Annotated in this window: 29 protein-coding genes; 11 read left to right on the top strand and 18 right to left on the bottom strand. The window is 64.0% G+C overall.

Annotated features, from left to right (window positions below; all coding sequences use genetic code 11):
* Nucleotides 1-6 precede the first annotated feature (6 nt).
* The 4 genes from VFW93_RS04620 to VFW93_RS04605 are packed head-to-tail and all read left to right on the top strand — an operon-like array spanning nt 7 to nt 2,344.
* Complete coding sequence (locus VFW93_RS04620) at nt 7-864, top strand: thioesterase family protein (RefSeq protein ID WP_329692811.1); 858 nt, start codon at nt 7-9, stop codon at nt 862-864.
* On the top strand, nt 857-1,489 hold the full coding sequence (locus VFW93_RS04615; RefSeq protein WP_329692810.1) for a chromate transporter: 633 nt from the start codon (nt 857-859) through the stop codon (nt 1,487-1,489). Before VFW93_RS04620 ends, VFW93_RS04615 begins: the two co-directional genes overlap by 8 nt.
* Nucleotides 1,486-2,028, top strand: a complete 543-nt coding sequence (locus VFW93_RS04610; protein WP_329692809.1) for a chromate transporter — start codon at nt 1,486-1,488, stop codon at nt 2,026-2,028. The genes VFW93_RS04615 and VFW93_RS04610 overlap by 4 nt, the downstream gene beginning before the upstream one ends.
* Nucleotides 2,029-2,053: 25 nt before the next feature.
* Nucleotides 2,054-2,344 (top strand): GNAT family N-acetyltransferase, encoded by a 291-nt coding sequence (locus VFW93_RS04605; protein ID WP_329692808.1) that lies wholly within the window; start codon nt 2,054-2,056, stop codon nt 2,342-2,344.
* 30 nt (nt 2,345-2,374) lie between these two features.
* Here VFW93_RS04605 and epsI read toward each other — a convergent pair whose 3' ends face one another.
* From epsI to VFW93_RS04575, 6 genes are all read right to left on the bottom strand, one after another.
* Complete coding sequence (gene epsI, locus VFW93_RS04600) at nt 2,375-3,073, bottom strand: exosortase-associated protein EpsI, B-type (RefSeq protein WP_329692807.1); 699 nt, start codon at nt 3,071-3,073, stop codon at nt 2,375-2,377.
* The gene (gene xrtB, locus VFW93_RS04595) at nt 3,066-3,938 is read right to left on the bottom strand and encodes an exosortase B (RefSeq protein WP_329692806.1); all 873 of its coding nucleotides are present in this window, start codon (nt 3,936-3,938) and stop codon (nt 3,066-3,068) included. Before xrtB ends, epsI begins: the two co-directional genes overlap by 8 nt.
* The gene (locus VFW93_RS04590) at nt 3,935-4,849 is read right to left on the bottom strand and encodes an EpsD family peptidyl-prolyl cis-trans isomerase (RefSeq protein WP_329692805.1); all 915 of its coding nucleotides are present in this window, start codon (nt 4,847-4,849) and stop codon (nt 3,935-3,937) included. Before VFW93_RS04590 ends, xrtB begins: the two co-directional genes overlap by 4 nt.
* Before the next feature lie 168 nt (nt 4,850-5,017).
* Entirely contained in the window at nt 5,018-5,545 is a 528-nt protein-coding gene (locus tag VFW93_RS04585; RefSeq protein WP_329692804.1) for an FxDxF family PEP-CTERM protein, read from the bottom strand.
* 48 nt (nt 5,546-5,593) lie between these two features.
* Entirely contained in the window at nt 5,594-6,988 is a 1,395-nt protein-coding gene (locus VFW93_RS04580) for a 3-deoxy-D-manno-octulosonic acid transferase (RefSeq protein ID WP_329692803.1), read from the bottom strand.
* Nucleotides 6,989-6,994: 6 nt separating this feature from the next.
* Complete coding sequence (locus VFW93_RS04575) at nt 6,995-8,383, bottom strand: phosphomannomutase/phosphoglucomutase (protein WP_329692802.1); 1,389 nt, start codon at nt 8,381-8,383, stop codon at nt 6,995-6,997.
* A gap of 167 nt (nt 8,384-8,550) precedes the next feature.
* On the opposite strand from VFW93_RS04575, the gene VFW93_RS04570 reads away from it, so the two are divergent.
* The 4 genes from VFW93_RS04570 to VFW93_RS04555 all read left to right on the top strand — a co-directional run bounded on the left by VFW93_RS04570 (nt 8,551) and on the right by VFW93_RS04555 (nt 12,796).
* The gene (locus tag VFW93_RS04570; RefSeq protein ID WP_329692801.1) at nt 8,551-9,519 is read left to right on the top strand and encodes a DMT family transporter; all 969 of its coding nucleotides are present in this window, start codon (nt 8,551-8,553) and stop codon (nt 9,517-9,519) included.
* A gap of 206 nt (nt 9,520-9,725) precedes the next feature.
* Nucleotides 9,726-11,441, top strand: coding sequence for an ATP-binding protein (locus VFW93_RS04565; RefSeq protein WP_329692800.1), 1,716 nt, complete (start codon nt 9,726-9,728; stop codon nt 11,439-11,441).
* 2 nt (nt 11,442-11,443) lie between these two features.
* Nucleotides 11,444-11,800 (top strand): hypothetical protein, encoded by a 357-nt coding sequence (locus VFW93_RS04560; RefSeq protein ID WP_329692799.1) that lies wholly within the window; start codon nt 11,444-11,446, stop codon nt 11,798-11,800.
* Between the two features lie 21 nt (nt 11,801-11,821).
* Nucleotides 11,822-12,796 carry an LLM class flavin-dependent oxidoreductase gene (locus VFW93_RS04555; RefSeq protein ID WP_329692798.1) on the top strand — a complete coding sequence of 325 codons (975 nt, stop codon included), beginning with the start codon at nt 11,822-11,824 and terminating at the stop codon, nt 12,794-12,796.
* Between the two features lie 5 nt (nt 12,797-12,801).
* Here the strand turns inward: VFW93_RS04555 and VFW93_RS04550 are convergent, their stop codons facing one another.
* The 3 genes from VFW93_RS04550 to VFW93_RS04540 are packed head-to-tail and all read right to left on the bottom strand — an operon-like array spanning nt 12,802 to nt 14,221.
* Nucleotides 12,802-13,104 (bottom strand): antibiotic biosynthesis monooxygenase, encoded by a 303-nt coding sequence (locus tag VFW93_RS04550; RefSeq protein ID WP_329692797.1) that lies wholly within the window; start codon nt 13,102-13,104, stop codon nt 12,802-12,804.
* Between the two features lie 36 nt (nt 13,105-13,140).
* Nucleotides 13,141-13,533, bottom strand: coding sequence for a hypothetical protein (locus VFW93_RS04545; protein WP_329692796.1), 393 nt, complete (start codon nt 13,531-13,533; stop codon nt 13,141-13,143).
* 43 nt (nt 13,534-13,576) lie between these two features.
* A complete protein-coding gene (locus VFW93_RS04540) occupies nt 13,577-14,221 on the bottom strand; it encodes a glutathione S-transferase family protein (protein WP_329692795.1) in 645 nt (214 codons plus the stop codon).
* Between the two features lie 142 nt (nt 14,222-14,363).
* On the opposite strand from VFW93_RS04540, the gene VFW93_RS04535 reads away from it, so the two are divergent.
* Entirely contained in the window at nt 14,364-15,902 is a 1,539-nt protein-coding gene (locus VFW93_RS04535) for a DUF2779 domain-containing protein (RefSeq protein ID WP_329692794.1), read from the top strand.
* A 15-nt stretch (nt 15,903-15,917) separates the two neighbouring features.
* On the opposite strand, the gene VFW93_RS04530 is transcribed toward VFW93_RS04535, so the two are convergent.
* Together VFW93_RS04530 and VFW93_RS04525 are read right to left on the bottom strand one after the other, a co-directional pair.
* Nucleotides 15,918-16,121 (bottom strand): hypothetical protein, encoded by a 204-nt coding sequence (locus tag VFW93_RS04530; protein WP_329692793.1) that lies wholly within the window; start codon nt 16,119-16,121, stop codon nt 15,918-15,920.
* A gap of 118 nt (nt 16,122-16,239) precedes the next feature.
* Nucleotides 16,240-16,503 carry a DUF6156 family protein gene (locus tag VFW93_RS04525; RefSeq protein ID WP_329692792.1) on the bottom strand — a complete coding sequence of 88 codons (264 nt, stop codon included), beginning with the start codon at nt 16,501-16,503 and terminating at the stop codon, nt 16,240-16,242.
* 34 nt (nt 16,504-16,537) lie between these two features.
* Between VFW93_RS04525 and VFW93_RS04520 the strand changes: the two genes are divergently transcribed.
* Together VFW93_RS04520 and VFW93_RS04515 are read left to right on the top strand one after the other, a co-directional pair.
* On the top strand, nt 16,538-16,705 hold the full coding sequence (locus VFW93_RS04520) for a hypothetical protein (protein ID WP_329692791.1): 168 nt from the start codon (nt 16,538-16,540) through the stop codon (nt 16,703-16,705).
* Between the two features lie 142 nt (nt 16,706-16,847).
* A complete protein-coding gene (locus VFW93_RS04515; RefSeq protein ID WP_329692790.1) occupies nt 16,848-18,629 on the top strand; it encodes a thioredoxin domain-containing protein in 1,782 nt (593 codons plus the stop codon).
* A 4-nt stretch (nt 18,630-18,633) separates the two neighbouring features.
* On the opposite strand, the gene VFW93_RS04510 is transcribed toward VFW93_RS04515, so the two are convergent.
* Genes VFW93_RS04510 through VFW93_RS04480 form a run of 7 tightly spaced genes read right to left on the bottom strand, consistent with a single transcriptional unit; the run spans nt 18,634 to nt 24,099 of the window.
* On the bottom strand, nt 18,634-18,873 hold the full coding sequence (locus VFW93_RS04510) for a hypothetical protein (RefSeq protein WP_329692789.1): 240 nt from the start codon (nt 18,871-18,873) through the stop codon (nt 18,634-18,636).
* Nucleotides 18,874-18,894: 21 nt separating this feature from the next.
* A complete protein-coding gene (locus VFW93_RS04505) occupies nt 18,895-19,332 on the bottom strand; it encodes an Ohr family peroxiredoxin (RefSeq protein WP_329692788.1) in 438 nt (145 codons plus the stop codon).
* 47 nt (nt 19,333-19,379) lie between these two features.
* Nucleotides 19,380-19,814 carry an ArsC/Spx/MgsR family protein gene (locus VFW93_RS04500; protein WP_329692787.1) on the bottom strand — a complete coding sequence of 145 codons (435 nt, stop codon included), beginning with the start codon at nt 19,812-19,814 and terminating at the stop codon, nt 19,380-19,382.
* The gene (locus VFW93_RS04495; RefSeq protein ID WP_329692786.1) at nt 19,811-20,638 is read right to left on the bottom strand and encodes an ankyrin repeat domain-containing protein; all 828 of its coding nucleotides are present in this window, start codon (nt 20,636-20,638) and stop codon (nt 19,811-19,813) included. Before VFW93_RS04495 ends, VFW93_RS04500 begins: the two co-directional genes overlap by 4 nt.
* On the bottom strand, nt 20,635-22,332 hold the full coding sequence (locus tag VFW93_RS04490) for a SagB/ThcOx family dehydrogenase (protein ID WP_329692785.1): 1,698 nt from the start codon (nt 22,330-22,332) through the stop codon (nt 20,635-20,637). The genes VFW93_RS04495 and VFW93_RS04490 overlap by 4 nt, the downstream gene beginning before the upstream one ends.
* Complete coding sequence (gene draG / locus VFW93_RS04485; protein WP_329692784.1) at nt 22,329-23,282, bottom strand: ADP-ribosyl-[dinitrogen reductase] hydrolase; 954 nt, start codon at nt 23,280-23,282, stop codon at nt 22,329-22,331. Before draG ends, VFW93_RS04490 begins: the two co-directional genes overlap by 4 nt.
* Nucleotides 23,275-24,099: an NAD(+)--dinitrogen-reductase ADP-D-ribosyltransferase gene (locus VFW93_RS04480; RefSeq protein WP_329692783.1), complete on the bottom strand. Its 825-nt coding sequence runs from the start codon at nt 24,097-24,099 to the stop codon at nt 23,275-23,277. Before VFW93_RS04480 ends, draG begins: the two co-directional genes overlap by 8 nt.
* Nucleotides 24,100-24,109 lie beyond the last annotated feature (10 nt).

Genomic DNA, 24,109 nt, shown 5'->3' with positions numbered 1-24,109 from the left:
TCCCCCATGAGCGATTCCAAGCGCGACCCCCAGCGTGATGCCCAGGCGTCCGTCACCACCCTGGCCCAGATCCTGGCCAGCCGGCAGCGAAGCGATACCCGCGTCAGCTTTGTGGTTAATGAAGATTGGGCCCAGGGTCGCACCACCTTCGGCGGCCTGCTGTCGGCGCTGGTCGTACAGGCCATGCGGGATGTGTGTGGCGCCGACTGGCCGCTGCGCGCCTTGCAGACCAATTTCGTGGGCCCGGTAGCGCCCGGCACCATGACGGTGGACGTGACCCTGCTGCGCCAGGGCAAGAACGTGCGCCAGGTGCAAGCCCGTGTCACCCAACTGGATGCACAAGGCCAGGAACAGATCGGAGGCGTACTGCTGGGCGTGTTCGGTACCGGCCGTGAATCGGCCCTGCCCCATCTGCGCCCCGAGCGCCCCACCGTCGCCAAGGAACCGCATGAGGCGATGAAGTGGCCCTACGTGCCCAATGTGATGCCGGCCTTCACCCAGCATCTGGAGATCCGCCACGCCGAAGGTACGGTGCCTTTCAGCGGCTCCAAGGAATGGCACAGCCGCACCCACATCCGCCTGCATGAATCGGATGGTGTGGATGCTGAACTGCAGGCCGTGCTGCTGGCCGACGCTGGCCCGACACCGGCGCTGGGCCAGCTCAAGGGCTTTGCACCAGCTTCCTCCGTATCCTGGGCACTGGAATTGCGCCCCGTCGAGATCGGTGACCCCAAGGGCTTCTGGCGCATGGACAAGGACGCGCTGGCCACCGGCGAAGGCTACGTCAACGAGAAAACCAGCCTGTGGACGCCCTGCGGTCAACTCGCCGCGCTGGGCTACCAGGTGGTGGCCGTGTATGCCTGATGCGCCCACGTCCACGACAGGTGGCAGCGACCTGGCGCAACCACGCTCGCTGTGGCACCTGTTCGTGGCGTTTTCAGTGCTGGCCTTGCAGGGCTTCGGTGGCGTGATCGCCGTGGCCCAGCGGGAGTTGTGCGAGCGCCGCCGCTGGCTCACGCCGCAGGACTTTGTCGAGCTGCTCAGCGGCGCACAGGTCCTGCCCGGCCCGAACGTTTGCAACCTCTCGCTGATGATCGGCGACCGCTTCTTCGGCTGGCGTGGCGCGCTCGTGGCCTTGTCTGGCATGATCGCCGCCCCCATGGCCTTGATGCTCCTGCTGGCCTGGCTGCTGGGTGAAGCGTCTCACGTGGCGCAGGTACAAGGCCTCATCAAAGGCGCTTTGGGTGGCATCGCAGCCGTGGCGGCGGGCCAGATTGTGGGCACCGTGCTCAAGCTGGCCGCACCCATCAAGGACCACGTCCTGGGTTGGCCCACCTGCGCCGCACTGGCCGCACTCGCCTTCAGCATGATGGCCTTCCTGCACTGGCCCCTGGTGTGGGTGCTGCTGGGACTGGGCTCACTCACCTGCACCGGCACCTACCTCCTGCTTCGTCGCCGCGCGCTGAGTGCCCCCAGGAGCCAGGCATGACACCCTTGATGTGGGCCCCTGACACCTGGTGGTCGCTGTTCGGCCACTTTCTGGCCTTGTCCTTGATGTCGATCGGCGGCGCCATCACCCTGGTGCCCGACATGCACCGCCGCCTGGTCACCGACAGCGGGCTGCTTGGCGATGCGGACTTCACCTCGTCCATCGCGCTGGCCCAGGCCGCGCCAGGCCCCAATGTGCTGTTCGTGGCCCTGATGGGCTGGTATGCCGGCGGCCTGGGTGGCGCCATCGTGAGCATGCTGGGCATCATGCTGCCCTCCACCACGCTGGCACTGTCGGTGTCGCGCTGGGTGTCCACACGACGGCACTGGCTGAGCGTGCAGGCCTTTCAGGCCGGCATGATCCCCGTGACGATCGGCCTGTTGCTGGCCACAGGCTGGCATCTGGCGCCATCGGCACAAGGGCAACCCAGCGCCCTGCTGCTCAGCATCGTGATCGCGCTGCTGGTGTGGCGCACCAAGGTTTCGCTGATCTGGCTGGTTGCCGCAGGCGCCATCCTGGGCGCCCTGGGGCTGGTCTGACTGGCCTTGACGGAATGAACAAACCATGAGCACTGCACCCACTGAACTCCACATCGTCCACAAGCCGGACATCGGCCGATTCGAGACCATCGTTGATGGCCTGCGCTGCGAAGCGGATTACCGGCTGGACGGCCACACCATGCACATGACACACACCGGTGTGCCGGGCCAACTCGAAGGCCGAGGCATCGCGGCGGCGCTGGTCAAGGCCGCCCTGAACTGGGCTCGCGCGGAAGGCCACAAGGTGAACCCCTTGTGCAGCTATGTGCGTGTGTACATCAAGCGCCACCCGGAGTGGCAGGATCTGCTGGCCTGAGCAGTTTGGGGTGATCTGGGCGCCAGGGCGTCACCAACCCAGCACGCGCAGACGCTGCGCCGGGCTCATGGCCTGCGCCATGGCCTGCGCGAATTCGGCATGCAGCTTGTAAGCCCCGGCCGGGTCATCATCGATGCTGGACACCCGCACCAGCAGGCCATCAGGGATGGAACCTGACGCTCCGAGCGACAACTGGCGCAGCTTGAATTGCTGCTCGTCGGCCATCAGCTCGTTGCCCAGCAAGCGCCAGTAGGTGATGGGCTCGGGGCGGCCCTCCATGCTGGCAAACAGCCTGGTTACCGGGACCTGGTGCCCCAGCAGGGTCAAGGCACCAGCCTGGACATCGGCAATGTGGAAACCACCCGCCTTGTAACAGACCTCAGGGCGATGCATCTGCAAACCCACCGACTGCTGGCGACCATAGGCCACGGACAACATCACGCGCCGGCCATAGGCATCCAGGTAGGTACGCTCCAGCACCTGGTCGTACATCTGGAAGCGCCTGGCCTGCTCGAACGCGGGCCGAATCAAGGCCACGGACGAGGGATCCAGCCGCCACGCACCGAACTGCAAGGGGAAAAGTTGTTCCAGCGGCGTATTGGCGCGCGCCTGCGCGTCCGCCAGAGGCTTGGGCAGGAACAGATGGCTGAACACCGCGGTCAAGGCCATGCCGAGGGCCATGAGCCAGGCCACCACCCACTGGCGATCAAACTGGCGGCGGTCAAGCATGGCCAGCTCCCTTGCGCCGATCGGGCAGGAGCATGCCCAGCAAGGCGTCGACGCCCCCCATCAGTGCCAACGCCACCGCAAACAACACGATGCCCGCGAAGTTGTGGACGAAGCCCTGCCCCACCTCATCACCAAAGTGATAGGTCACCACCACCAGGATCATGACCCGCACCACATTGGCTGTGAACGACACTGGCACGGCAAGCAGCGCCAGCAAGGCGTTGCGCCCCCAGGACTGGTGATTCACCAGATAGCTGTAAAGCAGGCCCATGGCCTCCAGGATGAACATGGAGTGCAGGCCCGCGCAGGCCTCCGCGACCAACAACTGATACTGCCCGACCGTGATGATGACCCCCGTGCGCCCGACGGGATAACCCACCGAGCCCAGGATCAAGGTGGCCAATGCCGACACGGCTTCTTTCAAGGGTGCGGTCAGGGTGAGCACCACCGAAAACGGGATGGGCATCATGAACAGGGCAAACACCCAGGCAAACCAGGTCAGTCTCAAGCCTGGCAGGCCCTTGCACATCAGCACGATGCTCAGGCTCACCCACCACAAGGCGATCATCTCGATGCGGATGAATTCCTGTGTGCGGCCGAAAGCGTAGGCCAGCAAGCCCAGGCCCATGGCCAGCGTCGCCCACCAGGTCGGCTTCACGTCCGGCAAGGCGGCAATGGTCGGCCACGCCCTCCACATCAACCAGATCACCACCGTCAGCAGCAGGAGCTCATGCCCCTGGCTGTAGGCCGACCACTGGCCGAACAGGTAATCCCACAAGGTCGGGATCAACAAGGTCAGCCAACCGGCCGCGATCACCCAGCCAGAACGAGCGGATGTGGGCTGCGCGCCGGCTGTCACGCTCATGGGGCAGATGCCGCTGCAGCTTGCGAAGGTGCCGAGGCTGCCGCAGCCAGAGGGCCCAGGCGCTGGATCTTCGCCTTGCTGCGCAGGGCCTCCATGCCCTTGCTGACCACCTCACGGCGGCTGGTTGCCAGCAAGGCTGCTTGTATGGGACGAGCGGCCACGCTGCGGGTCATCGGCGCGTCTTCGGTCGCCAGCACCGTGAGGACCACGATGCCATCAGGCCGGACCACACCCAGTGACTGGCCAGCCTTCAGATAGGCCAGCTGAGGCAGGATCTCCATGGGCAGTGCCTCTGCCCACTGGATGCTGTTGCGGTTGGAGTGTGGCAGACCGGTAGACGACACCAGCGCATTGACCGCCTCGGCGGTGGCCAGATGCTCCACCTTGTCCTTGAGGTCCTTCACCTGCTCCGGCGAGCCCTTGACGATGATTTCCTGCAAGGTGTAGCGACGACGTTGTGCAAACAGCTCCGGATGGGCTTCGTAATAGCGGTTGACCGCCTCCGAGTCGGGCATCACGATCTTGTCGGCCAGTTGATCCTGATAGGCGCGTGCCAACACTTCGCGTTTGGCCAGCTCCATCGCCTGCAGGACACGTGGGCTGCTGTCCAGGCCGGCCTGTCTGGCGGCCTGCGCTGCCAGCTCCTGCTCGATCAGGCTGTCCAGCACCTTGCCCGGCGCTGCTTCACCCAGTTGTTCGATCAAGGCAGGCTGGGACTGCAGCACGGACTGCACCTGATGGATGGAAATCTCGCTGTCGTTGACCTTGGCCACGATCTGGGAGGTGTCCCCGGGGGCGGCCGGCTTGTCCTTGGATGGACAGGCCGCCAGGGTCATCAACAGGCTGACACCCGCAACGCGACCAAACACACCTGCAGCGCGACGCACCGACTTGTGACTGAACCAGGGCATTTCAACAAGACTCCGAAAACGGTTTCGAGACGATACAGGAAGTACCGGTCCGCACCGATTATCTTCACGCGCAGATGCTGTTCATGATCTGAAAAAACAAACGGACCCGAAGGTCCGTTTCTATCGATCATCCTCGGATGAGGTTGACGGCCTCGGCCGTCTGGTGCTTCAGCGAGCAGCGCGACGGCGAACCATCAGACCCACGCCAGCCAGACCGACGAAGGTCAGAGCCAGATCAGCTGGCTCAGGAGCGGCAGACGCCACCGACGAGGACACAGCCTTGATAGTACCGCTGTAGCTACCCACGGTAGGCAGCAGCCAGTCGCCGGACACGGTACCGTTCACCGCCAGCGTGTAGCTGCCAGAGGTCAGACCGGAGAAGGTGAAGGAATTGGGGGTGGTGTCCTTGGCGATCACGGTCGACGTCGAGCCGTTCGTCAACACCAGCGAGCTCAGAACCACATCCTTGGCGAAGAACAGCACATAGGAGGTGTCAGCCGTCGTACCCGTCACGGAACCGGGGTTGCCGATCGAGAAGGTGTAGTAGTCGGTGAAGCTGCCGTTGCTGGTGAAGGAGTTACCGAACGTGGTGCCGGTGCTGCTCAGCAGGCCCAGATCCTGAGTCTTGGCATATGCCTGAGACATCAGAGCGGCCAGGGCAATGGCCACAGGAGCGATACGAGTTGCGAACGACATGGTTGACTCACTTATGAACGGATGAGTGAATTGTGCACGCACTTGTTTCTAAACGTTATCCCCAGATTGAGGGGAGGCACCCCCCCATATGGCATAGGCCATGCGCGCTGCCGCGCCACGGTGAGCCTCGGCAAAAGCGAGGCATTTTTTCGCCATGTGGTCGCCATTGTCCGAATTACAAAATTTCACAGCTTCATTGACCGCTTCCGCCAGATTCTGGACGCGGAAAGCCGCCCCGGCGGCTTCGCTCAGTTCAGCCGCATCCGCAAAATTGAAGGTTGAGGGGCCCATGATGATCGGACAGCCACAGGCCGCAGCCTCGATCAGGTTCTGCCCGCCCAGGGGCTCAAAACTGCCGCCCAGCAAGGCCACACGGCCCGCCGCGAAGTAGGCGGGCATTTCGCCCATGGAGTCGCCCACCCAGATGTCGGCCGCCAGGGCTGACGCGTCCGGCACACCATCAGGCCACAGGCTACGCCGGGATGGCGTTACACCCTTTCGGGTTATGAGCGACACCACTTCATCAAATCGTTGGGGGTGGCGAGGCACGACCCACAGGCGTGGCGCTGGTTCGCCTGCCGGCCAGGTGCTTGATCGGGCCAGCCAGGCATCCAGCAAGGGAGCCTCCTCCCCCTCCCGCGTGCTCGCGGCCAGGACGATGGGACGATCGCTGGCGGTGCGCCAGGCCTGCCCTTGCTTCAGCAGATGCGCCGCAGGCGTCATGTCAAATTTGACGTTGCCGCACACCTGCACCTGCGCCGAACCCATCTGGCGCAAACGCCGGGCATCATCCTCGGTCTGAGCCAGCACGATTCGCAAGGCCTGTGCTGCGGGCCGCATCAGGGCGGCCAGCCGCAGCCCCTGCTTCAGGCTTTTCTCGCTCAAGCGCGCGTTGGCCAGCACCATGGGCACGCCCAGTTGCCGGGCCACGTGCTGCACATTCGGCCAGACCTCGGTTTCCATGAGCACCCCCACATCCGGCTGATGCTGTTTCAGGAAACGCCTCACCGCGCCAGGCGTGTCAAAGGGAAACCAGGTCTGCACATCGCCAGGTTGCAGCAAGGCCTTGCCCGCTTCACGACCGGTGGCCGTGCTGTGCGTCAGCAGCAGGCGCATAGCCGGTTTTTGCTGCCGCAAGGCCTGGATCAGGGGCGTGGCCGCCCGCGCCTCACCCAGTGAGACGGCATGCAGCCAGAGCACGGGGCGTCGCCCACCCTGCCCCGAGGCCTTCGCCGTGGCGCCATCCTGCCAGGCATGCCGGTACGCGGCGCCATAGAAACCAAGTCGCTGCGGCCAGGCCGCGCGGTAGCCAGGCTCGACCTTGCCACGCGACCAGATCCGCCAGAGGTAGGCCGGTGTCGCCAGCCTCAGCACCAGGCTGTAGGCCTGGCGCGCCAGCCAGGGCTTGATCACCGAATCGGTCAATGCCGTGGACGACTGCAAGGTACTTCAGTGCGCCGAAGCACCCACATGCGCGTCTGGCTTGACGGCGAGGATCTGGGCCATGAAGTGCTTCTGGATGCGTTCCAGCGCCTCAGGCGTCTGGCCTTCGAAGCACAGCACCAGCACGGGCGTGGTGTTGGAAGCGCGCACCAGGCCGAAGCCATCCGGATAGTCGGCGCGCAGGCCGTCGATGGTGGTGAGCTCGGCGCCCTCGAAGGTGGCCGTCTGGCGCAGCTTCTCGATCACGGCGTGGTGTTCGCCTTCGGCGCAGGCCACGTTCAGTTCAGGCGTGCTGAAGCTGGTGGGCAGCGCGTCCAGCACGGCGCTGGGGTTGGCGACCTTGCTGAGGATTTCGAGCAGACGACCTGCCGTGTAGGTGGCGTCATCAAAGCCATACCAGCGTTCGCCAAAGAAGATGTGGCCGCTCATTTCACCGGCGAACGGCGAATTGAGTTCCTTGAGCTTGGCCTTGACCAGGCTGTGGCCGGTCTTGTACATGGTGGGCACGCCGCCGGCTTCGCGGATGGCAATGGCCAGACGCTGGCTGCACTTGACGTCAAAAATGATGGGGGCGCCGGGCACGCGCGACAGCACGTCCTTGGCGAACAGCATGATCTGGCGGTCCGGGAAGATGTTGTTGCCATCCTTGGTGACCACGCCCAGGCGGTCGCCGTCACCGTCAAAAGCCAGGCCCAGTTCGGCGCCATGCTCCTTGACGGCCTTGATCAGGTCAGCCAGGTTCTCAGGCTTGGAAGGATCAGGGTGGTGATTGGGGAAGTCGCCGTCCACCTCGGAATACAGCTCGATCACCTCGCAGCCCAGGGCGCGCAGGATGCCAGGCGCCGACGCACCGGGGATGCCGTTGCCCGAGTCCACCACGATCTTCATGGGGCGGGCCAGCTTGCAATCGCCGGTGATGCGCTTGGTGTATTCGTCCAGCACGTTCAATTCGACCAGGCCGCCGGCACCCGTGGCGTAGTCTTCCTTTTCAATGCGCTGGCGCAGGCCCTGGATGTCGTCGCCGTAAATGGCACGACCAGCCAGAACCATCTTGAAACCGTTGTAGTCCTTGGGGTTGTGGCTGCCGGTCACCTGGATGCCACTGTGGCAGCCTTCCGAACCGCGGGTGGCGGCCACGTAATACAGCATGGGGGTGGTCACCGCGCCCAGATCGATCACGTTGATGCCGGTGGAACGCAGGCCGCGGATCAGCGCGCCGCTCAGGGAAGGGCCGGACAGGCGGCCGTCACGGCCAATGGCCACGGCCTTTTCGCCCAGCTTGAGCGCCTCGGTGCCGAAAGCACGGCCCAGATGCTCGGCCACGGCCTCGTTCAAGGTCTGCCCGACGACGCCCCGGATGTCATAGGCCTTGAAGATGGATGCGGCGACTTGCATGGTGATCCTTCGCTTGAATGTGTTGGGTGAGACCCGAAAACCGCGATTTTAGGGACCTGTCTATGTCAGATGGTGAATTCGGGCAACAGATCTCTCCATTCCGCCACGAATCCCCCACGAATCGAGGTGACCGGCAGGTCCTGCACGATCCGGGTAGGATGACTTTCATGAAACCCAGGGATCTGATCGAATTGCTGTTTCTGGCCGCCATCTGGGGCGGCTCCTTTCTATTCTTGCGTGTGGCGTCACCCGCCGTGGGTCCGTTGGCGGTGGCCGCCTTTCGCGTCACGGGTGGGGCCCTGATGTTGCTGCCCCTGGTGCTGCTCAGCCGCGAGGGTCCCGCCCTGCGGCAGCACGCCCCGCAATTGTTGGGCGCGGCGCTGCTGTCATGCATCCTGCCCTTCATGGGCCTGGGCCAGGCCGCACGCCAACTGCCATCGGGCTTGCTGTCCATCCTGAACGCGACCACGCCCATGTGGGGCGCACTGGTGGGCTGGCTGTGGGCCAGAGAGCGGCTCTCAGGCTTGCGGGCACTCGGGCTGACACTGGGCTTCGTGGGCGTGGCTTTGCTGGCGGCAGATGGCCATCAGTTCTCGGCGCCGGGTGCCCACTGGGCCGCTGGGCTGGCGCTGGGCTCCACCCTGATGTACGCCTTTGCCGTGCACTACAACAAGCGCTTCCTGAGCCAGCTCAGCCCGCTGAGCAACTGCGCCGGCACACTCGGCATGGCCAGCATCGTGTTGATCGCGCCTGCACTGTGGATCGGCCCGCCAGCCACTGTGGCCACCGCAGCCACTTCGGCGACGCCAGCGGCGATGAGCGCGTGGATGAGCGTTTCGCCCAAAGCCTGGCTGGCCCTGCTGACGCTGACGCTGTTGTGCACAGGCGTGGCCTACCTCATCTTCTACAGGCTGATCGACCGCATCGGCGCCAGCCGCGCGCTGACGGTGACCTTCCTCATCCCCGTCTTCGGCATGCTGTGGGGCGCGCTGTTCATGGACGAGCACATCACGCTGATGATGGTAGGCAGCACGGGCCTGATCCTGCTGGGCACGTGGTTGTCCAACCAGGGTGCGGCCTTGCCTGCGCACAGACTGGAAGCACCGCTGGCAAAACCAGCCCCCGGGCGCACGTGAAACAGGCCTGAGCCATGCGAAGGCCGTCACCCACGCCAACGATGTCTGCGCCATGTCGGTTTTGTCGTGATCCTCACGCCATGTGGCGGCCTGACATGGATACCAGGCAGCATGCAAGTCATTGATTTGGCTCAAAGTGAGCCGATCTGACAGGGCTGGCACAGGTCTCGCAATGAAAGCGGTGTTCGTCGCTTGTGAGACCCACGATGAAACTGCAACTCGACCGCCCGGATGTCCTGGCGCTCACGGATCGCTTTCCGGAACTGGACGGCCTGCAAACGCAATTGCGTTTTGGCCACCGCATCGAGTTGCGCTCGCGCAGCCTGCCGCTGGAGGCACTGGAATTCCTGGCCAGGCTGTATGAAGAAGCCGGTGCAGCGCTGGCCGGGCGCGCCGCGCAATTGCGTGCCCTGGTGGCCGCGCAACGTTGCGAAACCCAACGCTTCAAGCAAGGGGATTCGCTGGAGGCGGTGCTGCCGGCGCTGGTGCGTTATCTGGCTGAAGGCACCGAGCGTGGCTGGTTGTTCGCGGCCAATATGGATGGCAAGCCACTGGCCTGGGTTCCGACACGCATCGACTATGTTCAAGGCTCCTCAGAGGAGCTGGGCAAGGTCATGGTCGAGCTCAAGGCCCATGCAAGAGCCAACCTGATCTCGCAATCCTTGCGGATCACCGAAGGGGACCTGCCCGGCCACACGATTGCCGAGATCCTCGCCGCCAAGGGCCTGCTGAAAGAAACACCCGCGCTGCTGGCCGCCTATGACGCCTCAGCCGCGCGCTACTTCGAATGGCGCGGGCGCTATGGCACGCAGTTCTCCGGTGAAGGCATGGGCTTCATCGCCGAAGACCCGACGGCCACACATCGCGACACCGACTGGAGCCGCAAGGACCAGGTGGTGCTCAGCGCCAGCGGCGGTGCGGCCCGCCTGGTCAACGACGAAGGCATCCTGCCACCGCGTGGCGTGGGGCTGGAATCCCCGGGGGACATCCTGGGCCCCTACCTGCGCAGGGCTGCCAAGAGCAGCGACTTCGACTACGAAGAAGAAGTCAAGGCGCTGGATGCCTCCCTGCCCGCCCATCTGTTCAAGGCCCTGCCCGTTCAGGCCTACCTCTTTCTCTTCCATCTGGAGTTGCATCAGCACTTGTGGGTGCATGCCGATGATGTCGAGCTCTACCTCTACCAGCCTGAGCTCAAGCACAAGCTGGTCCTGCCCTCGGAGCAGACCGAACTGATCGACATCCTGACGGCCGAGATGGATGTGCTGCAGGAGGACGTGATCGCAGGCAAGAGCGGCGGCACGACCGTGCTGTGCGCAGGCCCACCCGGTGTGGGCAAGACGCTCACGGCCGAGGTGTATGCCGAGGTCACGGGGCGCCCGCTTTACCGCGTTCACTCCGGTCAGCTGGGCTTGAGTGTGAGCGCGATGGAGAGTGCCTTGAAAGAGGCGCTGACCCGCGCACAGCGTTGGGGGGCCGTGATGCTGATCGACGAGGCCGATGTCTACATCCGCAAGCGCAGTGATGACATCACGGCCAATGCGGTGGTGGGGGTGTTCCTGCGCGTGCTGGAGTATTTCGACGGCCTGCTCTTTCTCACCACCAACCGCATTGATGACATCGACGAGGCCATCGTGTCGCGCTGCATCGCCTTGATCCGCTACCACGCGCCCGACCGGGCTGCACGCGAACGCATCTGGGGCGTGATGGCCGAACAGTTCAACCTGGACCTCGATGCGGCGATGGTGCGCCAGCTGGCCGAGATCTACCCGGAAGCCAGCGGGCGAGACATCAAGGGACTGAGCAAGCTGGTGGCCAAGTTCTGCCAGCACAAGCAACTGCAACCCACGCTTGACGTGTTCGCTCGCTGTGCCATGTTCCGGGCGCTGGACCCTGTGGTCGACGCGGACAAGGTGGAGGCCTGACCATGTACAACCGCTCGCTCTACGACATCGTGATGGACACGGGTCAATCGATCGGCAAGCTGATCAAGGAGATGCAGGGTGAGGAAGAACTCTTCGCCAGCACCCTGACCTTGCGGGCTGTGGAGGCTCAACTGCTGATCATGGCGCACACCATGGGCAACTTCACGCCGGCTCTGCACCAGCGCCTCATGGAGGTGGACTGGAACGGCTGGGCCGTGCTGCACGACAAGCTGCGCCACGGCATCCAGCCTCGCCGCAGCGAAATCTGGTACGCCGTGAGTGCCCTGGTACCGCAAACCATGGGGCTGCTGCAGGCGCTGCGCCGCAAGCACCCGGTGTGGTTCGAGATGGGTTATTGAACACTTCAGGAGGGGCGTACCATGGCTGCACCGAGACTGGGTTATCTGTGCCTCAGCGAGAACCCGACGGCCGAAGCCGGTCGGGCCTTGATCCGCCAGTTCGTGCTGGTGCGCGAGGCTGAGCGAATGGGCTATGACGATATCTGGCTGGGCGAACAACACTTCGACAGTCAGTGGCCACAGGGTGCGGCCATCGCGATGTTGGGCTACATGGCCGCCGTGACCAACAAATCGCGCATCGGGTCCATGGTCTGCCTGCCGGCCTTGCATGATCCGATCAGGCTTGCTGAAGAAGTGGCCACGCTGGATCTGCTGTCCAAAGGCCGCTTCAACCTGGGCGTGGCCAGCGGTGCGGCCTTTCCGTCGGTTCTGGCGGTGCACGGTCTCCAGCTTGCGTCAGCACGTGAGCGCATGCATGCCAACCTCAGCGTCACACTGGGCCTGCTTGCCGGTGCGGCCAGCCTGCCCGGAGACACGGCGCTCAAGCTGGAACCCAGGCCCGCGCAATCGCCCGTTCCTGTGTGGATCGCTTGCGATGACGACACCAGCCTGGACATCGCCGGACAGAACGGGTGGGGCCTGATGGCGGCCGCCACCCACACGCTGGCCAGGGTGCAAAAAGCGGTCGAGCGCTACAAGCAAGCCAGTGGCGGCAAGGCGCCCGCCTTGATGCTGGCCCGCTTTGCCAGCACGGCCTCGACACGGGAAGAAGCACTGGCCGTGGCACGCCCCTACTTCGACAGCTTTGCCACACGGGCACTGGCTGAAGGTTGGGGGCGCAATCGCGAGACTTCTTTCGCCCAGGACGTGGACGCCTTGATCGCCGAGTCACTGATCGGCAGCCATCATGAAGTGGCCGCCAGGTTCAAGGAGATGGGTGAACACTATGGCGCCACCGGCATCGCCATCATCCCCACCAGCGCCCAGTTCGACACGCACAAACACATCCTGGCGGACTTCGTCGACGAGATCCGCCCGATGCTGGATGAAGACTGAACGCCTTACAGCACCGACTCGAAGCCTTCAAACTGGGGCGGCCCCAGGTAGAGCCCCTTTTGCTGACCGGCACCGGCATGGGCCGCCCGAAATGCTTCGGATCGCGTCCAGGCCTCGAAGGCTGCCGTGCTCTCCCAGGTCGAGTGCGATATGAACACGGTGGCCTGATCGTCTGTCGCACCTTGCAGCAGGTTGAAGCGTACAAAGCCGGGCACGCCTGCCAGGCGGCTGTCACGCTGGCGCCAGACGTCGATGAACTCTTCTTCCCGGCCACGGGCAATGCGAAAACGATTCATGGCGATGAACATGATCTGGCCTTCCGTGTTGACACCCCGGATCGGGGCTTAGAAATGATCTTCCAGCAAAGCCTTGGCTTGCTTGATCAACGCCGTTGATGGCACCACAGTGGCCGCATCAGGGTCGACCACCTCAGCCCCGAACGAGCTGGCCATGGCCGCGGCAATGACGAGTGCACTCAAGTGCTCGCGCGGGTCGCCACCCCATTTGAGCGTCATCACCGAGGTCCGCTCACCCTGACCGGGCACGTCGCGCGCGAAACGCATGTCCACGCCGGCGTCTTCGCCTTCCAGGGTGCAGGGCAGATAGCCTTGCGTCTCGAATGGCGCGTAGGCCTCATCCAGGGTCAGCTTGAACTTCAACTGTTTGATGGCAGCCTGCAGACCGTGCAGATCCGGCATGGCATCGGGCGGAACGTGAACATGAAAGGTCCGGGGCATGGTCGGGCTCCTCGCTTGAAGTGATGATGCCTTGGGTGGCCAGTCAGCGATAGCCTTCTTCCATCAGCACCTGACGCACCACGGGGCGTGCGCGCAGACGCTGGTAGAGCTCGGCACACCGCTCCGGCAAAGGCAGGCCGATGCGATCGGCCCAGAAGAAGACATAGAACAGGGCCGCATCCGCGATGGACAACTTCGGGCCAACAGCATAGCCCTCGTCAGACAAGCGGGCCTCGATCACCTTGAAGCCTTGATCGACGATCTCCTGACCTCGCGCCTCGATCGCGCTGCGCCAGCGCTGCGCTTCGTCCTCAGCAAGGCCAGGAGGCAGATAGGTGTCCGTGGTGAAGATGCGGGTGTAGCCCTGTCCGTGGATGGTGCCCACCACATAGTCCATCAGCTCCATGGCCGTGGCCGCCTTGACGGCATCTTCAGGCAGCAAGCCCTTGCGCGGATAAGCGCGCGCCAGCCAATAGGCAATGGCCTGGAACTCCGTGAGCACATAGCCGTCCGTCAACATGAGCGCCGGTATCGTGCCCTTGGGGTTGATGACCAGGTAGCAGGGCTGCCGATGATCGCCTGCAGGCAGATTCAGGATCGTGACCTCGAAAGGGACCTCCACCTCTTCCAGCAGGATGTGGATGCCGGTGGAACACGATCCCGGCGTCATGTAGAACTTGAGCATCATGGCTCGCCTGCTTGCAAGATGCGTGACACCCCGCACGCTGCTTGCTTCCCTGCATGAACACGCCTCGACGAGGTCGGCCTTGTGTCACCCCTGTCGGCTTTGTCGGCTTTGTCCGACCGTCTTCCTGCATCTGCCTGCGCCCATGTCCTCCACCACGTCATTCCAGCCCTATACGCACGAAGACCTGTCACGCTGGTTGGCCTGCTCGCGGCGCTTCTGGTTGCAACGCCATTTCGAGCCGTCAAGCGAGGCGCTGTTGATGCAACGTGCCGCATCAGGCAAAGGACTGGACACCTCACCTGCCGCACAAGATCAGGCCTTGCGCGCCACCTTCCCACAAGCGATCGTCATCGACACCCCTCAAAGCGAGACCGATTGGTTGCAGGCCATTGCCCGCACCCACGCTGTTCTGGCCGAGGGCTGGCTGGCGGGCGCCAGGGAAGACGAGGGCCGCGCCATTCTCGGTGCTTGCCTGGAGAGCAACGAAGGTGTGCGCGTGCGTGTGGACGTGCTCGCGGCGGGCCCCTACGGCCTGCGTCTGTTCAAGGTCCGCTACGCTACAGTGGGTGACGAGCGGGACGTCGACATGGTGGCCTTGTGGACGCATGTGGCCGCACGAAATGGCCTGCGCGTGCAAAGCGCCGGGCTCATGCTGGTGGATACCGATTTCGTGTATCCAGGTCTGGGCTGCTATGCCGGCTTGTTCAGAGAAGTGGAATTGATGCCGGTACTGGGCTCGCGCTCGGTGCCCGACTGGCTGGTGGCCATGCGGGCCTGCGAACGTGATACAGAACCTGCTCCACCCGATGAAGCGCCTTGCCACACGCCCTCGCCTTGCGCTTTCGTCCGGCACTGCGGCCAACTTGAAGCAGGTCATGGCAGAAAGGACCCGGCAGATCTGGAACTGGTCGGCCGGGAGCTGGCAGGCGAGTTGCGCGAGCTGGGTCACATCAGCGTACGTACGGTGTCGCTGGATGAACTGCCCGACGAGCGGCGGCGTCGCGCCGTGCGAGCGGTCCAGCAGGGGCGGCCCATCATGGAACCGGAGGTCGCCGATCTGATCGCCACCATGGCCTATCCCAGATACGCACTGCGCATCGACACCATTGGCTTTGCCTTGCCGAGCTGGCCGGGAACCCGACCCTATCAGATCATGCCATTCCAGTGGACATGCGACGTCGAACAGGCCGATGGCCGGCTGTCTCACCACGCCTTTCTGGCCACACAGCAAGGTGACCCGCGACGGGCCTTCGCACAGTCACTGATCGAGGTACTGGGCCAGACGGGCCCCATCTTCGCCTACAACGCGGGCTTTGAGCGCAACCGACTGCGGGAACTGGCCACCGCCTTTGATGACCTTGCCAGTGCACTGGAAGCCTTGCAGCCCCGCATCGTGGACCTGTTCCAGGTGGCGCGCGCCCATTACTATCACCCTGATATGTGTGGATCCTGGTCCTTCAAGTCGATCGTGCGCGCCCTGGCACCCGAGACCCGGGCCGATCAATTCGACTGGCAGGGCATCACCGAGGCGCAAGAGGCGTTTGCCTTGTCATTGCAAGGCGTGCTGGGGCAGGCTCAACTCGACAGCCTGAGGCAAGCCTTGCTGGCCTATGGCCAGCGTCAGACGGCCGCCTTGCGTGGCTTCGTGCGCAGCTTCAGTGAAGCGCGCACAAGGCCTTGAGCACCCCCACCGAACTCACTTGCTGGCGCGCAGCTTGTGCAGCAACTGCTCGGCAGCCACAGCCAGGCCAGACGCATCGTGCGACTTGCCATACAGGACCGTCCACGTCAGCTTGGACAAGGTCTGTTCCAGTTCCTGGGCCACTGTGGCCGGTACGTAATCGCCTTCCGGTGCACCGCTGTTCGAACCGGATGCGAAGCTGAATGTCTGCAATGCCATGATCGTCACTCCTCGATGTATGAAGGCCTTCACCGTGAAGACCCGATGCAGACATTAACGAAGTCAGCCAATCCAAGTGGCGCGCTAAGACATTGATCTGAATCAATCACTGGGTCTTTCAAACCGTGAATGACAGCAGTTGCGGTTCTTCATCCAACATGCTGATTCTGGCCTCCAGCAGCTGGCCCTGGGCGTCATAGCGATAGTCATGTCGAAGCTCCACCTCGCCATAGACCAGCTTTTCAACCCAGGCCATGCGCCCGGCGTCATCGAACTCGGCACGAAAGTAGGTGTTGCGATGAGCCAGGGCATCGGCGGCCAGTTCTTCGGTCATGCACAGCGGCAGCTTGACGCCACGGTAGGTCAGGAAATAGCGAAGCATGTTGTGAGGCATTCAGGCGAGTCAGGACAGGTTCATGAACGTGCAACAACTGATCCAGGTGCTCTCGGGTCTACCCGCAGATGCCACCGTGCTGCTTGAAGGTGACGCCGGTTATTCGCCCCTGGGTGATGTCAGCCTGCATCGCAACGAGGGTGGCCAGCCAGATGAAGTCGTGCTGCAGCCGGACATGACGCCCGATTGAGGGTGATTGAGGGGCGATTGAAGGTCGATCGTCTCGGCACAGAACCTGCTCGAACAGCCGGGTACGCACGACTGCCCGTGCGCTTGTCGGCTTTGTGGTGAAGCCGACAGACCATCTGCACATCAAGCGAAAGGCCGATGCCATGTCCAACCGACTGACCCAGGAAACATCGGCCTACCTGCTGGCGCATGCCGAGCAACCTGTGGACTGGTACCCATGGGGCGAGGAGGCTCTGGCCAAGGCGCGTGAACTGAACAAGCCCATCTTGCTGTCCATCGGCTACAACGCCTGCCACTGGTGCCACGTGATGGCCCGGGAGTCCTTCTCCGACCCCGCCACCGCGCAATTGATGAACGAAGGCTTCGTCAACATCAAGGTCGACCGTGAAGAGCGCCCTGACCTCGATCAGCTGTACCAGGCTGCACACACCATCCTGCGCCGCAGCGGCGGTGGCTGGCCTCTGACGATCTTCCTGTCTCCGCAAGGCATCCCCTTCTACAGCGGCACCTACTTCCCACGCGAACCGCAGATGGAGCAGGCTGCGCTGCGCGACATCCTCGCCTCCGTCAGCACCGTGTGGAGCGACAAGCGAGAGACGCTGGCCAGACAGGATCAGGCCCTGCTTGATCGGCTGAACGCCGAACTGGCCAGGCCGCATGAGGGTGTGCTCATGGACGCCAGCGTGGACGCGCAAGCCCTGCAACAACTCACCGTGGCCTTCGACGCCACACATGGCGGCTTTGGCGGTGCGCCCAAGTTCCCTCACCCCACCGACCTGGCCTTCCTGCTGGCCAAGGGCCAGGCCGGCGACGACAGCGCACGCCACATGGCACTGCACACCTTGCGCAAGATGGCACAGGGAGGGCTGTTCGACCAGATTGGCGGCGGCTTCTTCCGCTACAGCGTGGATGCCCGCTGGGATGTGCCCCACTTCGAAAAGATGCTGTGCGACAACGCCCTGTTGATCGAGTTGTATGCCCAGGCCTATGCCCTGACCGATGACCCCCTGTTTGCACGCGTGGTCGATCAGACCGTGGCCTGGCTGGACCGCGAGATGCGCCACCCCCAAGGGGGCTTCCGGGCCTCGCAAGCTGCCGACGATCAGCAAGGACGCGAAGGGGGTGACTACACCTGGGAGCGCGAGGCCATTCGAAGCGCGCTCAAGCCCATGGAATGGGATGTCTGCTCGGCACATTGGGGCTTGATCGACCCACCCAATGTGGAAGGCAGCCGCTGGCATCTGAAAATCGCGCGCCCTGCAGAAGACCTCGCACGCTTGTTGGACCGGCCCTTGAAACTGGTGGACGAGTTCATCGTGGCCACCAGGGAGAAGCTCCTGCTGGAGCGGCAGAAGCGTCAACGTGTCCAGGGTGATGACACCGTGCTGACAAGCTGGACGGCCCTGATGGTGACCGCACTGGCCCGGGCAGGCAAGCTGTGCCAGCAACAGCCATGGATAGACCTCGCGCGGCAGACCTTGGACTATCTGCGTCAGACGCGCTGGACGGAGCAGGGCCAGTTGTGGAGCCAGGCTGGGCAAGTCGGCTACCTGGACGACCATGCCTTCCTGCTCGAGGCGCTGTTGGCCGTCCACGCGGCCGACCCGCAGCCACAGGACATCGGCTTCGCCCACGTGCTGGCCGACACCCTGCTCCATCGGTTTGAAGATGCCAGTGAAGGCGGCTTCTACTTCACGCCGTCGGACGCGCCCGCCCTGTTCTTCCGCATGAAGCCTGGCATCGACACGGCGACACCTTCGGGCAATGGCACGGCGGCCCTGGCGCTGATCGCCTTGAACAAGCTGGCGCCGCAGTCCCGCTATGTGACGGCGGCCGCGCGTTGTGTGCAGGCCTTTGCGCTGTCGGCCCGCAAGGACCCCGCCAGCCACACCCGTTTGCTTCAGGCCGCCGCCGCGCTGCGGTGAGGCATCAAAGGTCCTGCTTGCCCCAGGGTTGGCTGCCCGGCACCAAGGTCGCCTTGATGCCAGCCTTGTCCACAGCGGCCTGATCCTTGTAGAAGGTGGCCTCATGCATCAGGATGCCCTTGGGCGTCTTCACGCCCACATAGCGTGCCATCAGGTCCACATCGCATACAAAGCCGGCACCGGGGTCGGTGGTCTTGCGCAAGTTGCCGTCCCAGTCCACAAAAAAGCCTTCAGGTGTGCTCATGGTCTTGTCTCCTCGGGGTGATCAGGCCGTCACGGGCGTGTCCAGCACGGCCTGGAGCGTGAGGCTCACGTTGTTCTTGGTGGCGTCCACATAGGGGCAGATGCCGCGGGCCCGTTCCAGCAGGTTGTCGGCCGTGTCCTGGTCGAGCGGCCCGGCCATGTGCACGGTCAGGCTCAGGGCCATGCGGTAGGCATCTTCAAAGGTGATGTACATCGACAGATCGGCCTCGACGTAACACCCCTTCAAAGGGATGTGGCCCTTCTTGGCGATGTGGCGTATGGACTGCTCGAAGCACGCGGCAAATGCGCCGGCAAACAACTGCTCCGGGTTGGGGCCATCACCCTTGCCGCCCATGGCCGTGGGGACAGCCAGCTTGAGCTTGAAGCTGCCATCGTCACTCTGGATGGTGCCGGTGCGCCCACCCTGGGTGAGCATTTGTGCCTTGTAGACGAGGTCCATGTGGGGCTCCTTGGAAGGTCATTCAACAATGGGTGAACACGTGCACTTCATGCATGAGAGGTCCGACACGCCGCCTTGGGTGAAGCGGCGGCACAGCCTTCCATCGAGGCTGGCGCCGTCTCTGGCGCAGCCAGCCCGACAAAGGCGTCCACCTCGGCGGTGTCGAAACCAACGAGCCGCGCACCATCGGGGCGTTGCATCAGCGGGCGCCGGATCAGGAGCGGCTCGGCCAGCAACAGGGCCAGGGCAGCCTCGGGTTGCAGTTCTTCCGGCACCACCTCGCCGCTCTTCACGCGAGGTGCTGCCCGGTTGAACCATTGCGCAACGGGCAAGGGCTGCAGAAAGGCGAGCAGATCGGTGGGCGCCCATGGGGTGTCCAGCAGGCTGCGACGCTCCAGGGTATGGCCCGCCGCCTCCAGCATGGCGCGCTGGCGCGCATTGCCACCGCAACCTGGCTTTTCGTAGAAAACAATGTGGGTCATGCGGCCACCTTGCTGGCTGACTTGGTGGCAGAGCGCAGCAGTTGCAGGCACTCCAGGCTGGCGGCCATGTCCAGCGCAGAAAAATCATCCTGCGTCTGGATCAGCGGATCAGCCCCCAAGGCCAGCAGGACCCTCACGATGTCAGGCTTGCTGCTGGACGCCGCATACATCAGGCAGGTCGCGCCGGTGGCGTTCAGGTGGTCGATGGCCACACCGGCCTGCGCCAACAGGATGACCAGGGCGGGATCGTTGGACACACAGGCCAGCCACAAGGCATTGTTGCCGTCACCATTGGTGGCATGCAGGTTCACACCCAGGTCGATCAGGGCCTGCACAATGGCGGTCTCTCCGCGCCAGGCAGCCTCCATCAAGGGCGTGTTGCCATGTGCCCCTGCCTCGTTGATGTGCTCGAACTCGTGGTCGCTCAGCCAGGTCTGCAGAAAGGGAGGCACGGCCACATCGAGGTTCGTGCTGCGCCCACCTGCTGCGGCATCCGCCGTGCTGGCCTGTGGCCCGCTTTGCATCCAGGCCTCCCACCCACCCATCAGGTCGGCCACACAGGCGAAACCGAAGTCAACGAACATGTCGGCATAGGTCTGGCTGGCATTGCCGTGATAGCAGTAGATGAGCACAGGCCGGGTCTTGCTTTCACGCATGAGCAGACGCTCGTGATTGCGCCCGTCCAGTCTGACGCTGCCATTCAGATGCCCCAGTGCATGGTGGCGTTCATCGCGGGCATCCAGAATCAAGGCGTCGGGATGGGCGCTCAGCCAATCTGCCAGCTCACCGGCGCGCAATCGTTGGAATCCTTGTGTCGAGCTCATGTTGTGGCTACCTCTTGACCAGGTGATGGGATGGCAACCGGCGCGCGATGGGCATAGGGCGCCTCGGTCACGATGCGGGCGTCCACCATGGGTACACCCACGGTGAAGTGATAGAGCACCTGCATGGCCTGGTCCTTCATGCCCAGCAGCTCATGCACGGCGTCGTCGAAGTAGCAGCCAATGCCGGTGCCCCGAAAGCCTTCGGCCTCGGCCTGCAGGTAGAGCACCTGTCCCATGAGACCCGCCTCCTGGTACAGCGTTCGGTAGGCGCTGGCCTGACGGGCCACGGGCTCGGCAAAGTCGGCGATCAGGCTGACGGCGAAGCAGGCATCGCTGCCAATGGCCTGATGGCAGCTCAGCGTGCGCAAGGTGCCTGCCAGCGCGGGATGCGCCGCGATGCACCACAGAGGCAGCGCCCCACCGCCGGCCAGCACCCGCGCCCAGTCCGGCGCAGTGTGGATGGCCGCACGCAAGGCTGCTTCACCTTGCGCCGTGCGCGCCAGGACATAAGCGCCGGGCGCCAGGCCATCGACCCGATGGGCATACACCACGGCATGCACGCTGGCGGTTTGGGGCCAGGCATCAAACGGCAGGCTCCGCTGCGGCATCAGGGCCGCCATCATGCGCAGGAACACCGCCAGGGGCATGGTGGCGCGCTTGTCAAAGTGCTGGGCACTGCGGCGGCCTCGGATGACGCTGGATGCCAGCGCGTCATGGTTCGTGGGGGCCGTGGTGCCCGTTGAGGCCTCACAGGTAGCAGGCGGGTTGGCGGACTTCATGTTCGATGCAGCGTGTGCCAGTTGCGCCCTGTCAGCTGCCATCGCTCGGGTCGCACGAGAGACCTCATCGATCACGGGCCATCGGTACATGGGATGCCTGTCGAGTCGGCTGGCCTGCCCGTGCCACTCGCCCGCAGGCGGAGGTGGCAGTTCACCTTGCTCAAGGTCCGAGTCAAGCTCTGACGCCAACGCTACGCGAATCAGCATCTCCGGCTCTTCGCGCTCGGCCAGGCCAAAGTCGCTGTCTCGGTCCAGCCCCATGATGGCGGCCAGCTCGGCGAAGCCCGGCTCGGCCAGCGCACGTGTGTGCCATCCCAATGCCGCTGCGGCATAAGCTAGCGCGCCCACAGCGTGCCCCGTGTCCAGCTGGCAATAGCGAAACGCGCGTTCACCGTACTTCCAGGCCTCGCGCCACTGGATGGAACTCAAGCCGATCCAGAGCGCAGGCCCCTTGATCGACGCGCCTTGCGCAGTGGCAAAGCCCGCACGCAAAGCCAGTGCATGTTCTCGCGGCGCATAGTGATACAGCCCATCCGCCAGCCCCGAGACGCCCACCGCGATGACGTACACCTCGGTCGGATGCAAGTTGCCGCTGGATGGATTGGCCCGCAGCGCCCACCTGTCCGGCCCGTACTGCTTCCAGGCCGTCAGCGCGAAGCTGAGTTCCAGCAGGCACGCCACTGAGGCCAGGCCCATGGCATGTGGTGGCAGGCCGACCGGATCATCCATCTGAGACCAGGTCGTCCGCAACTCGTCGGCCACCAGGGGCAACATCGTCAAGGGCGATCCGGCCCACTCGCGAAACGGGCTCGGTTGCGCATCCCAATCCAGCGTCTCGGGCCCCGCTGCATAGCGTTGCGGCTGGTGCTTGGTTCGCTGGTGATAGGCCAGCACCGTGTCCTGTGCCGTGCTCATGATGCGAGCGCCAATGCCAGCAAGGCACTGGTCTGATCGGTGATGGCCATGCGTACCCCGCGATCGAGTTTGTTGAGCCAGCGCTTGGGCAAAGCCTGCGCACCGCACAAGGCCCCGGCCAGCATGCCGGCCAGGGCACCGGTGGTGTCGGCGTCTTCGCCTTGGTTGACCGCACCCAGCACGGCTGATTCGAAATCCGGCGTCCTGAAGAAGTGGTGCAACACCGTCTGCACGGTATCGACCACATAGCCAGACGCACGCCCCGGATAGGGCACGAAGTTGAACTGGGGATGGCGCGCCACCAGCTCATCGGCGATGCCGCGGCATGCCGGCAAGGCCTGCTGCGGCTCGGCCTGACACAACAGCTCATGCAGCATGCGCCCGAAAGCCACCGTGGCCGCGTCAGACAGTGCATGGTGATGCGTGATGTGGGCCTGGTCAATCGAAGCCTGCACCAGCATGTCGGGCCGCCCCAGCGTGGCCAGTGCCACGGGGAAGTTGCGCATCAAGGCGCCGTTGCCACCATCGCCATCATGGGCAGGCCCTTGCAGGCTGCCATCGGCCAGATAGCGCATGATGCCGCGCCGGCAGGTGTTGCCGCAGTCCACAGGCTTGCTGCGCCACCAGCTCACGAAGCTGTCAGCCATGAGCCCCACATCGAAGGGCCGTCCCTCGCGATGGCCACGGATCAAGGCCTCGCCCAACGCCAGGCTCATCGTGGTGTCATCGGTCACCTGCCCTGGTTTGAGCTTGAGCCAGCCACCACCGATGATCTCCTTGTGCACGCCATGGTGATGCTGGATCTCGCGTGGCGTCATGAACTCGACGGTCGCACCCAGCGCGTCGCCCAAGGCCAAGCCCAGGTAGGCACCCAGGGCGTGATCGAACAGGCGGGCCCGGCCCATGGCCACAGGCACACGTCCGGGCAGGCGTTCCTTGAGTTCAAGCACGGCGGGCCTCCACCTCATATTGCCCGCCTATGGCCAGCACTTCACCTTCGCCATTGAGCGGGACCTGGCTGAGCAAGCCCGGATAGAACAGCAGCTTGACCAGCGGCACCTGCGCATGCAGCAACCAGTCACCGAAACACTCGGCTTGCTCTACTTGCTGGGCAAAGCTCACCAGGTTGTTGAGCATCACGACCAGATGCCGCCGCCCGGGGCCCAGCTCGCCTTGCACCACTTGCTCCTCGCAGTGGTTGATGCCGCGCCACAAGGCCACGTGGCCTGACTCGCCAAAAGGCTTGAAACGACGCAAGGCCCACTGACAGTATTCGTAGAGCAGATCCAGCTGCTGGTAGATGCAATTGTTGTGAAAGCGACTGGAAGCCTTCTCCTCCATGTACCGCACCCAGGCTGGTGAAGGGAAACGCTCCAGCCTCGCCTGATGAAAACACGGCACCATGCCGAAACGGCTTTCAACCCACCCCTTGAGCACCGCACCCGGGGCACCGTTGCTGTCGACACCCCAGCTCTGCAAGAGCTTGATGTAGCTGGCGCGCCAACGCCGGGCCTCTGATGGCGAAGCAGGGTCCTGCGCAGGTTGCAGGCCAAAGGCGAGGCTCAGGTAGTGGATGAACATCTCACTGGCCTCCTGGGCATCCCGGCTGGTTTCAAGCAAGGCGAACAGGCCGGCGTGTGCCTCACGCGTGCCCACAATGTGAAGCGCCACCGGATGGGCGTTGAATTCCGTGCTGGCGAGCACATGCGCCGGGACGCCAACCAGATTGGTCGTGTACCAGGTGTGCGGGTGCTCGACATGGCTCACGGTTCAGGCT

It is taken from the genome of Aquabacterium sp. (assembly GCF_036279675.1).
Taxonomy (GTDB): domain Bacteria; phylum Pseudomonadota; class Gammaproteobacteria; order Burkholderiales; family Burkholderiaceae_C; genus Aquabacterium.
Note: the sequence above shows the minus strand (reverse complement) of the source record. Positions and strands in the feature narration are given on the sequence as shown.